Genomic DNA, 17,287 nt, shown 5'->3' on the forward strand with positions numbered 1-17,287 from the left:
CGAGCAAGCCCGCGCCCACATTTTGCCCCGCATACCTCAGCTACAGCTCGGCTGCATCAAGCCTGCCTGGCCAGCAATTCCAAGCCTTCATGCAACGCCGGGAACAGGCTGTTGTTGAAGTTGTTCCAGCGCAATTCAAGGATGGTGTCTTGCGGCGAAATCTCGGTTTTGAGCACGTCGTGGAACACTTCACCCGAATCGATGCCGTTGTCCACGTAGTGGAACGACGCCCCGGTGAGATACAGCGGCTGCGACGGCGTGGTTGCCTTGGTCGCCCAATCCACCACGGTTTGCCCACGCGCACCGTACAAGGCATTCCAGGTGGCATAGGCCCCACGGCGCTCGTAAGGCGATTCGAGACGGGTAATCCCCGGGTGAATGTTCATGATGCGCCGCGCAAACGGGGCGCCCGGCCGCACCAGTTCATCCAGGATCACCAACAAACCATCCAACACCACGATGTCAGCCTTCAACTCCACCAGCGTGTCGTGCAAGCGGCGCTCGAAATCCTGCTTGCCGGCGATGTGTTCGGCGCTACCGCGAGGCAGGCGGCGGTAGGTGGACGGCACGCTCAGCAACAGGTCGTTGACCAGCTGCCCTTGCACCCGCAAGTCCGCCGGGTACAGCCACTGGCGGCCCGGCTGATAGGCAAAGCCATAATCGCTGACCAACTGCTGGTCCCGTGGGTTGTGTTCGTCATCGTCGTAGACCACGCCGACCAGGTTATACGCCGCGCCCAGCGGCGTGTCGTTCAGCGACCCCACCAGAAACTCCAACACCGATTTCATGTAGCGCTCATGGTCTTTGTAAGCCACCGGCTGCCCTGCCTTGTCGGCCGCGGCATTTCTCAGGGACCACACATACACCAGGTTCTTTTTGGTCATTTTTCGCTCTCGCTGAATGGACTGCGCACAGCGCCAATACACATGCGCCTACAGCACAAGAACGAACCAGCCCGGCGGCAATTTATGCCTGGCCGCAGCCGTCGGGCGTGCGGCGCTAAATACTCGCGCTGACGCTTCGTTTGTCATGGGTAAGGGTCTGTGTGCCCAGCCCCTCTTTTCACTCTCCGGGAAGTATTTATGACCGACCCCAAACGCAGCGCCTTCAAAGGTCTGCTCGCCTTGCTCAGGCCGTTTCGCAGCATCGTGACCGTCTCTGTCGCCCTCGGCATGGTCGGCGGCCTGGCCATCACCCTGCTGCTGGCCACCATCAATAACGCCCTGCATTCGGCCAATGGCATGACCCAGGGCGTGGTGCTGACCTTTGCGGTGCTGTGTGTGCTGGCCCTGGTCAGTTCGATCATTTCAGACATCGGCACCAACTACGTCGGCCAACGCATCATCGCCGCCCTGCGCAAAGACCTGGGTGAAAAAGTGCTGTCGGCGCCCATCGGGCAGATCGAGCAGTATCGCTCGCACCGCCTGATCCCGGTGCTGACCCATGATGTCGACACCATCAGCGACTTTTCCTTTGCCTTCACGCCGTTGGCCATCGCCGCGACCGTCACCCTCGGCTGCCTGGGTTACCTGGCCTATCTGTCGGTGCCGATGTTCCTGATGATGGTGGTGGCGATCATTATCGGCAGTGCCGTGCAGTTCATCGCCGGCGGCAAAGGCATCCAGGGTTTCGACCTGGCGCGCAGCCATGAGGATGAACTGCAGCGTTATTACAACGCGATCGCTTCCGGCGCCAAGGAACTGCGCATGCACCGGCCACGGCGTTTTCGCATGAACACCCATCGCATCCAGGAAACCGCCGACCGCATCAGCGACATCCAGGTGCGCTCGGTCAACATTTATATCCTGGCCAAGACCTTTGGCTCGATGCTGTTCTTCGTGGTGATCGGCCTGGCCCTGGCGATGCAGGCCTATAACCCGAACCCGGACCCGACCGTGATCACCGGTTTCGTGCTGGTGCTGCTGTACATGAAAGGCCCGCTGGAACACCTGCTGGGCTACCTGCCGGTGGTGGGCAAGGCGAAGATCGCCTTTGGCCGTATCAGCGAATTGTCACAGCGCTTCTCCTCCCCCGAACCGCACCTGCTGATGGATGACAGCGAAGCCCCCACACCCGTGGTCAACAGCCTGGAACTGCGCGGCGTGAGCTACCGCCCGCCGGCAGTAGAAGGCAGCGAACCGTTCCACCTGGGGCCGATCAACCTGAGCATCAAACAAGGCGATATCGTGTTTATCGTCGGCGAAAACGGCAGCGGCAAGACCACGCTGATCAAACTGTTGCTAGGCCTGTACTCACCGCAGGCCGGCGAGATCCGCCTCAACGGCGAGGCCGTGACCGACCCCGAGCGCGATGATTATCGCCAACTGTTCACGACGATTTTTTCCGACTATTACCTGTTCGATGACCTGGTGCAGGGCAGCGCCACTTCGTCATTGGACAGCGCCGCCAAATACCTCGAACGCCTGGAGATCGCGCACAAGGTCAGCGTCAAGGATGGCGTATTCAGCACCACCGACCTGTCCACCGGCCAACGCAAGCGCCTGGCGTTGGTCAACGCGTGGCTCGAAGAACGCCCGGTGCTGGTGTTTGACGAATGGGCGGCCGACCAGGACCCGGCCTTTCGCCGGATTTTCTACACCGAGCTGCTGCCCGACCTCAAGCGCCTGGGCAAAACCATCATCGTGATCAGCCACGACGACCGCTATTTCGATATCGCCGACCAATTGGTACGCCTGCGCGCCGGCCAGGTTGTGCACGAATGGGAGCCTGCCTGAAATTTCTTTTCCGGTTTATCCAAGTAGGAACGTCTCACTAGTGTTAATGAGAACCAGCCTCAATAAACACCTATAACTTGCCCACTTACACATAGAAGAGAAAGCATCCATGCCAGCAAGACTCGGTCTCAGCCCTCTGAGCAAAGCGCTATCCATGCGCCGGGCCCTGAACATCAATCTGCTTCCGAACGCCCTGGTCCTGGCGATATCGTTGCCGGTGGCAGGCTATGCGCAGGCGCAGGAGATCGAGCTGGATATTCCGTCACAGGCGCTGGGGAGCGCGCTGCAGGAATTCGGTCGTCAGACCAACGTGCAAGTGCTGTACAGCCCAAGCGATGTGCAGGGCAAGAACAGTCGTGCGGTGAAGGGCAAAATGGAGCCACAGCGGGCAATTGATACCTTGCTGGGTGGGACTGAGACCACGCACAGCCTCAGTGGCAACTCGCTGACCGTGACCGCTGCCGGCGCAACCGCAGGGCTGGAACTGAGCCCGACCCAAGTGACCGGCAACGCGTTGGGCAACATCACCGAGGACTCCGGTTCCTACACGCCGGGCACCATTGCCACCGCCACACGGCTGACCCTGACGCCTCGGCAAACGCCACAATCGATCACTGTCATCACCCGTCAGCACATCGAAGACTTCGCCTTGAATAACGTCGATGACGTGATGCGCCACACGCCGGGCATCACCGTGTCGGCGTATGACACTGACCGCACCAACTATTATTCCCGTGGTTTCTCGGTCAACAGCTTCCAGTACGACGGCATTCCCTCGACCGTGCGCAACGTCGGGTATTCGGCGGGCAACACCCTGAGCGACATGGCGATCTATGACCGTGTCGAAGTACTCAAGGGCGCCACCGGCCTGCTCAACGGTGCGGGCTCATTGGGTGCGACCATCAACCTGATTCGCAAGAAGCCCACCTCGGAGTTCAAGGGCCATGTCCAGTTGGGCGCAGGCTCCTGGGACAACTACCGCAGCGAAGTGGATGTCAGCGGCCCACTGACCGAGAGCGGCAATGTGCGTGGTCGCGCGGTTGCCGCGTACCAGGACAAAAAGTCCTTCATGGACCACTATTCACGCAAGACCGAAACCTACTACGGCATCACCGAATTCGACCTGTCCCCGGACACGATGCTGACCGTCGGCTTCGACTACCAGGACAACATTCCGAAAGGCTCCAGCTGGTCCGGTGCCTTCCCGCTGGTGAACGCCAACGGCAGCATCAACAAGATGCCGCGCTCCTACAACAACGGCGCTGACTGGAGTTCCTGGGAGCAAAATACCCGTACCGCCTTTGCCATGCTGGAACATGACCTGGGCGACGGCTGGGTGACCAAGTTCCAACTCGACCATAAGATCAACAGTTACCATGCCGACCTCGGTTCGATTCAGTTCGTTGAACCCCAGACCGATGGCAGCGCGTCGATCAACGGGCAGAAGTACACTGGCGAAACCAAAAGCACCTCCGCCGACCTGTATGCCACCGGGCCTTTCAGCCTGTTTGGCCGCGACCATGAACTGGTGGTAGGCGGCTCGATCGGTACCTCGCGCTGGCAGGGCAAGGGCTATTGGTCGCCTGACTGGCCGCAGGGCAACAAAGTCGACTTCTACAACTGGAATGGCAAGATCGCGCGGCCAATCTACGGTCCGCCCCAACAGTACACCGACGACACGATCCGCCAGACCGGCTACTACGTGACCACGCGCTTGAACGTGATGGATGACCTCAACGTGATCCTCGGTGGGCGCGTTGCCAACTACCACGTCACCGGTATCAACCCCTCGTACAAGGAAACCGGCCGGTTCATCCCGTATGCGGGCGTGATCTACGACCTCAACGACAATTTCTCGCTGTACACCAGCTACACCGATATTTTCCAACCTCAAGAAAGCACCTATAAAGACCGCAACGAAAAGCTGCTGAACCCGGACGAAGGGCAAAACTACGAGTTCGGTCTCAAAGGCGAATTCCTTGACGGCCGCCTGAACACCAGCATCGCCTACTTCGAGGTGCATGAGACTAACCGGCCGATCTCGGACGATGCGTACAACAACCAAACGCCCACCCCGCAAAACTATGCGTTCAAAAGCTCCAAAGCCGTCACCAAAGGCTATGAAGCGGAAATCTCCGGGGAATTGAGCCCAGGCTGGCAAGTACAAGGTGGCTACACCCACAAGATCGTGCGCGACGAAGACAACAAGAAGATCTCCACCTTCGAGCCGGAGCATCAGGTCAACCTGAACACCACCTACAAGCTCAAGGGCAACCTGGACAAGTTCACCATCGGTGGCGGCCTGCGCTGGCAGAGCAAGGGCTGGTACGAGATCTGGAACTCGCCGCTCAACAAAAACCAGGACATCACCCAGGAATCCTACTGGCTGGTGGACCTGATGACGCGCTACCAAGTCACCAAGAACCTTTCGGCGACCGTCAACTTCAACAACATCTTCGACAAGTCCTACTACACCAACGTGGGCTTCTATAACTCGGCCGCCTACGGTGAGCCGCGTAACGTGATGTTCAGCACCCGCTGGGACTTCTGACCGGATGCCTTGATCGCCCCCGGACGATCAAACCGCCGCCCGATGAAAGCGCCGCTTTCATTGGGCTTTTTTTTGCCTGCCTGGCCTGAAAACACGCACAAAAAAACCCGGATCAATGATCCGGGTTTATGCGTACGGTCGCCCCTTATGCCATGGCCGCCACCAGGCTGTTGATGAACGCGGCGCTGTCGATGATCCCGTCGTGATCCGTATCGATCATCACCGAACGCTCGATGCGCCCCTGGCCAATCACCCCGGCCATGTTCTGCTCGATCAGCGCCTTGAAGTGCCCCGCGCGGCTCAATGACGCCCACCAGCAACTGACCGGCGCCTGGATCGGCTTGAAGTCAGCCACGGTCATGCGCTCGCTCAATGCCCGGTCAACTTCCCAGGAAATCTGCGCGTCATTACCACGCAGCAGCGCGTCCTTGATGCCGGTGAACGCCTCACCCAGGGTCTGCTCGGCCCAGGCCACAAACGCCTGCCATTGCCCGGCTTCATCCGCAGCCTGACGCCGACACTGTTGCCACGCCCCTTCAATCTGCTCGGCAAACGCCGGGAACATCGCTCCAAGCAACGCCGCACGGCGCTCATTGGCTGATACCTCGCGATCATCCTCGCTCACCACCGCATCCCAATAAGGCGTGAGCCACTGCGGCGGGGCCGAATCAATCCAGCCGACAAATTCAACCTCACGCCCGGCTTGCTCCAGTGCGTAGGCGACTTCCATCGCCAGGTTGCCACCCAGCGACCAACCCGCCAGGCGATAGGCGCCCTGTGGCTGAGTTTTCAACAGTTGCGCGGTGTAATCGTCAACCATCGCCTGCCACTCGGGCACCGCGGCGCCCTCTTCCACCAACGCCCGGCAGATCACGCCGAACACCGGCCGCTGCTCCCTGAGTGCCAGGGCAATGGCGGTGTAGCAATGCACCGAGCCGAAGCTTGGGTGGAACATGAACAACGGCGTGCCTTGGGTCTGGCTGTTGAGCTTGACGATCACTTCGCTGCGCACCTCGCCCTGCACGCAATTGACTTGGCCACGCACGGTGGGGTTGAGCATCAACTGGCTGACGGACAGGTTGACCCCGCTGACTTGCCTGATGCGCTCCTTGAGCAGCAGCACGCGCAATGAATGGCCACCCAACTCAAAGAAGTTGTCGTTCAGCCCGACGCGCTCAACACCGAGCACCTCGCTCCAAATCGCCGCGACCTGCTGCTCAATGTCGCTTTGCGGCGCCTGATACGCCTGCGCAGCCTGTGCTTCAGGCTTGGGCAGCGCTTTGCGATCGAGCTTGCCATTCGGGCTCAACGGCATCTGTGTCAGCACCACCCATTGCGCGGGCACCATGTAATCCGGCAGTTGTGACGCGAGGTGAGCGCCGAGCAAGGCTTTCCAGTCCGCACACGGTTCCTGCAACACCAGGTAACCCACCAGGTGCGTGCCGTCCACGGCCAGCACGGCGGCTTCACGCACGCAAGCATGCTCCAGCAGACGTGCCTCGATTTCACCCAACTCGATCCGCAGCCCGCGCAGCTTGACCTGATGGTCGATGCGCCCGGCGTACTCGATCACACCCTCATCGCGATAGCGCGCCAGGTCGCCGGTGCGGTACAGGCGTGCGCCGCTGCCGAGCGGGTCAGGCACAAAACGCTCAGCGGTCAGCGCCGGCCGACGGTGATAACCCCGCGCCAGACCGATGCCCCCAAGGTACAGCTCGCCCAGCACGCCCAGCGGTGCCGGCGCCAGGTTGCTGTTGAGTACATAACACCCCAGGTTGGCAATGGGTCGGCCAATCGGCACGGCGTCCTGCCCTTCATCAACACAGGTCCAGTGGGTCACATCAATGGCGGCTTCCGTCGGCCCATACAAGTTGTACAACCGCGCACCGGGCAGCTTGGCAAACACCTGCTGCTGGGCATCCACCGGCAATGCTTCACCGCTGCACACAATGCGTTGCAGGCTATGGCAGGCGCTTACCGCCTCGTCCTGCAAGAACGCTTGCAACATGGACGGCACGAAGTGCAGCGTGGTGACCTGCTCGGCGTTGATCAGGCTGACCAACCGCGCCGGATCGCGATGCTCCCCGGGCGCGGCGACCACCAGCCGCGCGCCGCTCATCAGCGGCCAGAAGAACTCCCACACCGACACGTCAAAGCTGAACGGGGTTTTCTGCAACACGCTGTCGCTGGCCTCCAGGCCATACGCCTGCTGCATCCAGCAGAGCCGATTGGTGAGCGCCGAATGCCGATTACCGGCCCCCTTCGGCTGCCCGGTAGAGCCCGAGGTGTAGATCACATAAGCCAGGTTTTCGCCATCGACAGCACTGTCAGGATTGTGCGCGCTATACCCCTCAAGCCACGCCTCGCCGGTCTCCAGTACCAGGTGTTGAATGCCCGCCGGGATCGGCAATTGCTCCAGCAGATGAGCCTGGGTCAGCAGCCACCTCACGCCACTGTCCTGCACCATGTAGGTGAGTCGATCACGCGGGTATTCCGGGTCCAGCGGCACGTAGGCGCCACCGGCCTTGAGCACGGCCAACAGGCCGACGACCATCTCGATGGAGCGCTCCACCGCCAGGCCCACCAGCACGTCCGGCCCCACACCGGCCGCGATCAAGCGATGCGCGAGGCGGTTCGCGCGACGGTTCAGCTCGGCGTAACTCAGGTGCTGCCCGGCAAACACCAGGGCCGTCGCGTCTGGCGTACGCACCACCTGCGCCTCGATCAACTGATGCACAGCCTGGTGCAGCGGGTAGCGTTGCGCCGTGGCGTTCCAGGCCTGCAGCGTCTGGCGCTCGGCCAATGCCGCCGAAGGCAGTGCGGCCAGGCGCTGGTCGGCATCCACAATCAGCGCACTCAACAGCTGCTGGAAGTGTTCGGCCAGGCGCTGGATATGCGTAGCACTGAAGGCCTGCCGATCGTAGTTGAACTCAAGCCCCAGGCTATCGCCCATGCCCAGGAGCACGGTCAACGGGTAGTGTGTCTGCTCCAGGCTGCGCACCGCACCAAAGCGTAAACCCGACGGTGCGCCCTGCTCCAACGCCTCAGACACCGGGTAGTTCTCGAACACCAGGATGCTGTCGAACAGCGCCTCCCCGCCCAAGCCGGCCCAGCGCTGGATTTCAAACAGCGGCGTGTGCTCTTGCTCACGCAAGCGCACATTCTGCGACTGGACGTGTTGCAGCCACTGGCTGACCGGCATCTGCGCCTCAGGCGTGGCCACCACCGGCAGCGTATTGATAAACAACCCGACTTGCTGCTCGATACCGCGCAGCTCGGCCGGCCGCCCCGCCACGGTGGCGCCGAACGCGACGGTGGCCTGCCCGGTGTGATGGTGCAGCAGCAATAACCAGGCGGCCTGCACCAACGTATTGAGCGTGACCTTGTTGCTCTGCGCGAACGCTTTGAGGCGTTCGGTCTGCGCGGCATCAAAGCTCAGGCGATGCTCACCGTTGGCCACCAGTGCCGTCGGTGCCTCATTCGCCACGCCGTATGCCAGGCGCGTAGGCGCCTGCAGGTTGAGCAACTGGTCTTTCCAGAAGGTTTCGCTGACGGCTTTGTTCTGCGCCTGCAACCAGGCGATGTAATCGCGATAGCGCCCCGTCGGCGCAGCCAGCGGCTCGCCGGCATAGTGTTGCAATACCTCGCCGAACAACTGCGAACCACTCCAACCGTCCATCAGGATGTGATGGTTGGTGTAGATCAGGTGGTAACTCGACACGCCTGTGCGTATGACCGACAGGCTCAGCAGCGGCGCCTGCTCCAGTACAAAACCCTGGGCCCGCGCCGACTCGGCCAGGGCGTCGAGGGCCGCAGGGCAATCCGCGCGGTCCGTCCAATCGAGCGCCTCAAGCGGCATGCGCCGCTGCTTGTAAACCACCTGCAACGGTTGCTCTGCATCGGTCTGCCAGAGGAAACCACTGCGCAGAATCTCATGCCGGTCGACAGCCGCCTGCCAGGCCTGGTGGAAACGCGGGACATCCAGGCCGTCCACATCGATGCGCATTTGGTTGATGTAGTCGCCCGACCCTTCGCCGTACAACGACTGGAACAACATGCCTTGCTGCATCGGCGACAACGGATACAGATCTTCCACCTCGGAGAAGGTCAGCGGCAGCGCATCCAGCTGGCCTTGAGACAAGCGCGCCAGCGGGAAGTCCGACGGCGTGACACCTTGGTTGGCGGCGGCGCAGCAATGCTCGATCAACGCCTTGAGCTCCACCGCGTAGTCATCCGCCAACTGCTGCACGGTCGCTTGCGCGAACATTGCCTGGCTGAAACTCCAGTTCAACTTCAGTTCGCCGGCGTAGACCTGGCCGTTGATTTCCAGCCAGTTGCCCAGCGGTGCGTCAAGGCTTTGCTCGGCACCACTGGCGTCACCGGAAGGCGCGAACAAGCCTTCCTGTTCGCCGCCCTCGAAACTGCCGTCAAACTGCCCCAGGTAGTTGAACGTGATACGTGGTCGCGGCAAGGCACTCAACGCCTGTTGCGCCTCGGCATCGCCCAGGTAACGCAAGGCACCAAAGCCGAGGCCTTTTTCCGGTACGGCGCGCAGTTGCTCCTTGATCTGCTTGAGGGAGCCCGCCAGGGAATCGGTCGGCGCCAGCTGCACGGGATAGAGGCTGGTAAACCAACCGACGGTGCGGGTCAGGTCGATCTCATCGAACAGGTCCTCACGGCCGTGGCCTTCCAGCCGGATCAACATCGACGCGTCACCCGTCCAGCGCACAATGACACGCGCCAGGGCCGTCAGCAGCAGGTCGTTGATCTGTGTTCGGTAAGCACTGGGAGCGTCCTGCAACAAGCGACGGGTAAACCCTGGGTCCAACTGGGTCGTCACACTCAGTGCATGGCGGTTGCTCAGGCTGGCCTGCGGGTCGGCGCCGGGCAAACCGGCGCGGCTGCCGTGTAACTGCGTCTGCCACCACGCCAACTCCTGCGCCAGCGCGGGGCTGCCGGCGTAGGCTTGCAGCCGCTCGGCCCATGCACGCGTGGAGCTGGTCTTGGCGGGCAACACCACCGCTGCGCCTTGGGCAATTTGACGGTAGGCGGTTTGCAGGTCCTCGAGGAGGATGCGCCAGGACACACCGTCCACCACCAAGTGATGGATCACCAGCAACAAACGCTGCGAGCCATCGGCCATGCCCACCAACACCGCACGCAGCAACGGGCCTTGACTCAGGTCGAGGCTGCGCTGGGCTTCCTCGCCCAAGGCTTCAAGCTCTGCGAGCGTTGTGAGGGTGGTCTGCCACAGCACCTGTTCGGCCTGATGATGTTCGGCACTTCGATACGCCGCCGCCCAGCCATTCACACCCTGGACAAACCCGGTGCGCAGGGCGTCATGGTGCACAATCAAGGCCTGTAGCGCCGCCGCCAGCACAGGCACCTCCAGGCGTTGGTGCGGTTGCAGCACCACGGACTGGTTCCAGTGCTCCCGCGCCGGGATGTCATCGGCAAAAAACGCATGCTGAATGGGCAGCAGCAGCAGCTCGCCAGTCAGCGCCGACTGATCCAGCAGCACGGTGCCCTCGCCTTCGCGGGCGACGGCCGCCAGGCTCTGGACCGTCTGGTGTTGGAACAGGTCCTTGGGCGTGAACCGCACACCGACTTGGCGGGCACGGCTGACGACCTGGATCGAAATAATCGAGTCGCCGCCCAGTTCAAAGAAGTTGTCATGCAGCCCTACGCGCGGCAGGCGCAGCACGTCGGACCAGATCGCGGCGATTTTCTGCTCCAATTCACTGTGTGGCGCCACATACACCTGCTGCATCAAGCTCACGTCCGCCAGCGGCAGGCCTTTGCGATCCAGCTTGCCATTGGGCGTGAGCGGCATGCGCGCCAGAAACATGAAATGCGTGGGCACCATGTAGTCCGGCAGGCGGGTTTTCAAGGCGCGGCGCAGCGCCTCACGGCCGTTCGCTTGGGCCACGGCATCGTCGATCATCGCCGGGTGCAACGGCACCACATACGCTACCAGTTGCTTGCCGGTCGGCCCTTCCTGCGCCACCACCACGGTTTCACCGACGCTGTCCTGCTCACGCAGACGGGCTTCGATTTCACCCAGCTCGATACGGAAACCACGGATTTTGACTTGGTGGTCGACACGCCCCAGGTAGTCCACCACGCCATCGGGGCGGCCACGGGTCAAGTCGCCGCTGCGGTACACACGGCTGCCGGGTGTGCCGAACGGGTCCGGCACAAACCGCTCGGCGGTCAGCGCCGCACGCTCCAGATAACCGCGCGCCACGCCCTCGCCGCCCAGGTACAACTCACCGGCCACGCCGATCGGTTGCAGGTTCAACTGCGCGTCCAATACGTAGCCGCTGCGGTTGCCCAGCAACGTACCAATCGGCGCATAGACCGCGCCGCAAGGGTCGCCCTTGCGCGCCTTCCACAACAGCGGCGTAACCACGGTCTCGGTCGGCCCATAACCGTTGAACAGGTAGGTCGGCTTGAGCGCGCGCCAGGCCAGGTCGTAGCTCGCCTGCGCCACCGCATCCCCCCCAAAGCAATACACGCGCACGGCCGGCGGGTTGCCGTCGCGTTCGGCATGCTCGGCCAGTTGTTGCAGGTACACCGGCGGGAACACCGCCATGGTCACGTTGTGACGGTGCATTTGCGCGTAGGTGTATTCCGGCAGCCACAGGCTGTCATCGCGGATCAGCACGCTGGCGCCGTTGATCAGCGGGTGCATCCAGCCTTCGTGGGAACCGTCAAAGGCGAAGGACATGAAGTGCAGTTCGCAATCGGCCGGGCCGGTTTCATAGCGTTCGCCGGTGGCGATGATATGCGCCACGAGCGGACCGTGAGACACCGCCACACCTTTGGGCAGGCCGGTGGAGCCGGAGGTGTAGATCACGTAGGCGAGGTTGTCGCCGTCGAGTGCGACCTGTGGATCGGTGTCGTCAACCGTGGCCCAGGCCTCGGCCTGATCAACCGCAAGCACTGCCAGGCCTTGCGGAATCGGCAACCGCTGCTGCACCGCCGAGTGGGTCAGCAACAGCTTGGCGCGGCTGTCCTGCATCATGTACAGCAAGCGATCACGCGGGTACTCCACGTCCAGCGGCACATACACGCCACCAGATTTCATCACCGCGAGGAACGCCACCATGATCTCGGCACTGCGCGGCATGGCGATGGCCACGCGCACTTCCGGGCCCACGCCACGGGCGATCAGCGCATGCGCCAGGCGATTGGCCTGGCCATCGAGTTCCCCGTAGGTCAGCGTTTGCGCAGCGAATTTTACCGCCACTGCATTCGGGTTTTCCCGGGCACGGTCGGCGACCAACTCGTGCACCAGGCGCTTGGCCGAGTAACCCGAATCGGTGCAATTCCACAGCTGCAGAATCTGTTGCTGCTCTGCAGTGTCCAGCAGCGGCAATTGGCTGAGGGTTTGCTGCGGGTTGGCAACCATGCCCTGCAGCAGGTTCTGCCAATGCCGGGCCATACGGCGCACAGTGTCGGCTTCAAACAGGTCCTGGGCATACCCCAAGGTGGCCCAGATGCCCTCGGTGGATTCCTGAATATCCAGGTCCAGGTCGAAATGCGCGGTCTTGCTCTCCCAGTCCAGCCCTTCGACCCGCAACTGCGCCAGTTGATGCTGAACCTGGGCCTGGCCCACATCGGTCTGGTGGTTGAACATCACTTGGAACAACGGGTTGTGGCTCAGGCTGCGCTCCGGTTGCAGCGCTTCCACCAATTGCTCGAACGGCAGGTCCTGGTGAGCCTGCGCATCCAGGGCGCGCTGGCGCGTGTGTTGCAGCAACTGCGCGACGCTCATCTGGCCATGCAGGTCAGCCTTGAGCACCTGGGTGTTAACGAAAAAGCCGATCAGGCGCTCGGTCTCGCTGCGATTGCGGTTGGCAATCGGCACGCCGACGCGGATCTCTTCCTGGCCACTGTAGCGGTGCAGCAAGGTCTGGAACGATGCCAGCAGCAGCATGAACAGCGTCACGCCTTGTTGCTGGGCCAGCGCCTTGAGGTCGCGGGCCAGTGGCGGTGCCAGCTCGATAGGCAAGCGCGCGCCACGGTGGCTCTGCACCGCTGGGCGTGGGTGGTCGAATGGCAACTCCAGCACGCTCTGCTCACCGCCCAGCACCTCGCGCCAATACGCCAGCTGACGGGCTTTCTCGCCCGCGTCCATCCAGTTGCGTTGCCACACCGCGTAGTCGGCGTACTGGATCGGCAGTTCCGGCAATTGCACGCCCTGCCCCTGGCTGTAAGCAGCGTAAAGCTGCACCAACTCTTGCACCACCAACTGCATCGACCAACCATCGGACACGATGTGATGCTGAACCAGCACCAGCACATGCTCGTCATCCGCCAGACGCAACAGGGTCACACGCAGCAACGGCCCCTGTTGCAATTCAAACGGCTGGGCGATTTCAGCTTCGACGCGCGCCTTGAGGTGGGCTTCCTCGACATCGGCACGCACCATCGGCAATGACGCCAGCGGGTCAATCACCTGCACGGCGCCCGTGTGCGTCTGGCGCACATGGGTACGCAGGCTTTCGTGACGGGCCAGCAATGTATCGAAACTGCGCTGCAACGCCGCCGTGTCCAACCGCCCTTTCAAGCGCAAGGCACTCGGTATGTGATACGCGGCGCTTTGCGGCTCCAACTGCCAAAGGAACCATTGGCGCTCCTGCGCATACGACAACGGCAACGGCTGGTCACGCCCCACCGGCAGCAGCGCGGGAGCCGTGGGCGCAGTCGGCGAATGGGCTTCAATGGCCGCGACAAAGCCATCCAGGCGCGGCTGCTCAAACAGCGTCTTGAGCGGCACTTCGAGGTCAAGCGCCTGGCGTATGCGCGAGACCACCTGCATGGCGAGCAGGGAATGCCCACCCAGCTCGAAAAAGTGCTGAGTCAGGCCCACACGCTCAGTGCCGAGGATATCGGCCCAGATCGCGGCAACCTGTTGTTGCAAGGCCGTTACAGGCGCTTGCCAATCGGTGTGCATCGACGCGGCATCCGGTTTGGGCAGCGCTTGGCGGTCGAGCTTCCCATTGGGGTTCAACGGCATGCGCGCGAGGAAGATCAGGTGCGTCGGCACCATGTAATCCGGCAATTGCTCGCGCAGGCTGGCCTTGAGCTGTTCACCGGCAACCCGCTGTGCTGGCGCGGACAGCGCTTGCGTGGGGACCACGTAAGCCAGCAACTGGTTGTCAGCGGCCAGCAGCAGCGTTTCACGCACGCCTGCCTGGGCCAACAGCAACGCCTCGATCTCACCCAGCTCGATGCGAAAACCACGGATTTTCACCTGGTGATCGACGCGCCCGACATACTCAATGACCCCATCGGCGCGACAGCGGGCCAGGTCACCGGTGCGGTACAGGCGCTCGCCCGCGCGGCCAAAAGGGTCGGCGACAAAACGTTCGGCGGTCAGCGCAGGTCGCTGCAGATAGGCTCGCGCCAGACCACTTTCACTGGCGATATACAGTTCACCCACGGCACCGACCGGCAGCAGATTCAAATCGCGGTCGAGCACATACAGCGCACGCCCCGGCAGCGCGCGGCCGATAGGGCTGGCGCTGGCACCGATCACCGTCGCGTCGTCGCTGCAGTCCAGCACGCTGGACACCACCGTCGCCTCGGTAGGCCCGTAAGTATTGAGCAGGCGTACATGGCCGAGCCCCGCGCGACGCCACAACGTCGGGCCATCGAGCGGCATGGCTTCGCCGCCGATATGCACCTGGCGCAGTGCACCGTAGGCACGTGGGCCGGCCGCCAGGCAATCCTGCAAGAAGAGTTTCCAGTAGGCCGTCGGCAAGTCGGCCAAGGTGATGCCCTGGGCGATAATCTGTTGGTACAGTTCGGCCCCGTCCCACAGCTGCGGGCCACGCAGGACCACGCTGGCGCCGACAGTCAGCGCCGGGTACAACTGCTCGACGAAACCGTCGAAGTTCAGGGTCGCAAACTGCAACACCCGATCATCCGGGGTCAGGCCCGAGTAGCCCGCAGCGATGCTTGCGAACTCACTCAAAGCCGCATGGTTGATCGCCACGCCCTTGGGTTTACCGGTAGAACCCGAGGTGTAAATGACGTAAGCCAGGCTGCGCGGTTCGAAGTCGAGCCCGGGATTGTGTTCGGCACACTGCGCCAGTTGCGCATCGGCCAGATCAATGTCCAGGGCCACTACGTGCTCAGGCAACGGCAAACGCTCACGCAGGGACGACTGGGTCAACACCCGCTGTAATCCACTGTCTTCGAGCATGTGCACCAAGCGCTCACGCGGGTATTGCGGGTCGAGCGGCACATACGCGCCGCCCGCCTTGAGCACCGCCAGCAGGCTCACCACCATGGCCAACGAGCGCTCCACGGCAATGCCGACCAGCACCTCCGGGCCTACGCCCTGGGCGATCAGGTAATGGGCCAGACGGTTGGCCTGGCGATTCAACTCGCCATAGCTGATGGCCTGCTCATTCAGGGCCAACGCCTGGCGTTGCGGATGCCGCTGGGCCTGAGCTTCGAACAGCTGATGCACCGCGTGCAGGTCGATGCCGGTCGCCGGGGCGTTCCATTCCTGGCGAATCACCGTGTGTTCGGTTGTGCTCAGCATCGGCAGGTCGCTGAGACGGCTGTGCGGTGCGCTCACCACTGCTTGCAGCACGTTCTGCCAATGCTGCGCCAAACGCTCTATCGTCGCGGCGTCGAACAGGTCAGTGGCGTAGGTCAGCGCGGCCCAGATACCTTCCGGGGATTCATGGGTGTCCAGGCTCAGGTCGAAGTGCGTGGTCTGGTTGTCCCAATCCAGCTCCGAAACGCGCAAGCCGGGTAATTGCTGCCCTTCGCGTCCGCCCTGGGCGTCGGTCTGGTGATTGAACATCACCTGGAACAACGGGTTGTGGCTCAGGCTGCGCTCGGGCTGCAGTGCCACCACCAATTGCTCGAACGGCAGGTCCTGGTGAGCCTGGGCCTCCAGCGAGCGCCGCTTGGTTTGCTGCAACAGTTCGACGAAGGTCATCTGCCCGTCAAGGTCAGCCTTGAGCACCTGGGTGTTGACAAAAAAGCCAATCAGCCGCTCGGTTTCGACACGGTTTCGGTTGGCATTCGGCACGCCGACACGGATGTCCGATTGCCCGCTGTAGCGATAGAGCAAGCTCTGGAACGCGGCCAGGAGCAACATGAACGGGGTGGCGCCCTCTTGCTGCGCAAGGCGCTTGATACCGCTGACCAGTGCCGGTTGCAGGTGCACCTGCACGCTGTTGCCGCGATGGCTTTGTTGCGCCGGTCGCGGGTGGTCGAGGGGCAACTCCAGCACGGGCTGTTCGCCGCCCAGCAGTGCTTGCCAGTACGCCAACTGACGGGCTTTCTCCCCTGCTTCCATCCAGCCGCGCTGCCACAGGGCATAGTCGGCGTACTGGATCGGCAAGTCCGGCAACGCCAGGCTGCGGCCCTCGCAGCAGGCCGCATAGAGTTGCACCAGTTCGTCAACCATCACCTGCATCGACCAACCATCGGAAATGATGTGGTGCTGAACCATCACCAGCACATGTTCATCGTCGGCCAGCTGCAACAGTGTCACGCGCAACAGCGGCGCCTGGAGCAGATCAAACGGCCGTGCAACCTGCGCTTCTACGTGCGCCATCAATTGCTGTTCGTCCGTTTGCATCTGCACGATGTCGACCCTGGCCTCAGGCATCACCACCTGCAACAGCTGCTCACCGTCCTGTACCAAGCGGGTACGCAGGCTTTCGTGGCGGGCCAGCAAACGGTCGAAACTGTGCTGTAACGCCGCAAGGTCGAGCTGGCCTTGCAGGCGTAGCGCCCCAGGAATGTGATAGGTGGCGCTGTGCGGGTCGAGCTGCCAAAGAAACCACTGGCGTTCCTGGGCGTAAGACAATGGCAATGTGTCGAGATCATGCCGGGTGGGGGCAATCGGCAATTGCGCGAAGCTCATGCCGCGCGCTTGCAGGCGCTGATAAAACTGCTGGCGTTGTTCAAGCGGCAGGCGAAGAAAGCGCGAGACCAGATCGATGTTCGGGTTGGAAAGCATGGT

4 protein-coding genes are annotated in these 17,287 nt (G+C 62.3%); 2 read left to right on the plus strand and 2 right to left on the minus strand.

Annotated elements, in window-relative coordinates:
• Nucleotides 1-56: 56 nt before the first annotated feature.
• Nucleotides 57-884, minus strand: coding sequence for a formyl transferase (locus CPH89_RS27300; RefSeq protein ID WP_053256589.1), 828 nt, complete (start codon nucleotides 882-884; stop codon nucleotides 57-59).
• Between the two features lie 198 nt (nucleotides 885-1,082).
• On the opposite strand from CPH89_RS27300, the gene CPH89_RS27305 reads away from it, so the two are divergent.
• The gene (locus CPH89_RS27305) at nucleotides 1,083-2,735 is read left to right on the plus strand and encodes a cyclic peptide export ABC transporter (protein ID WP_053256590.1); all 1,653 of its coding nucleotides are present in this window, start codon (nucleotides 1,083-1,085) and stop codon (nucleotides 2,733-2,735) included.
• Between the two features lie 109 nt (nucleotides 2,736-2,844).
• On the plus strand, nucleotides 2,845-5,286 hold the full coding sequence (locus tag CPH89_RS27310; RefSeq protein ID WP_053256591.1) for a TonB-dependent siderophore receptor: 2,442 nt from the start codon (nucleotides 2,845-2,847) through the stop codon (nucleotides 5,284-5,286).
• Between the two features lie 145 nt (nucleotides 5,287-5,431).
• On the opposite strand, the gene CPH89_RS27315 is transcribed toward CPH89_RS27310, so the two are convergent.
• The gene (locus CPH89_RS27315) at nucleotides 5,432-17,284 is read right to left on the minus strand and encodes a non-ribosomal peptide synthase/polyketide synthase (RefSeq protein WP_053256592.1); all 11,853 of its coding nucleotides are present in this window, start codon (nucleotides 17,282-17,284) and stop codon (nucleotides 5,432-5,434) included.
• Nucleotides 17,285-17,287: the final 3 nt, after the last annotated feature.

Origin of the sequence: Pseudomonas fluorescens (genome assembly GCF_900215245.1) — a bacterium.
Taxonomy (GTDB): Bacteria; Pseudomonadota; Gammaproteobacteria; order Pseudomonadales; family Pseudomonadaceae; genus Aquipseudomonas; species Aquipseudomonas fluorescens.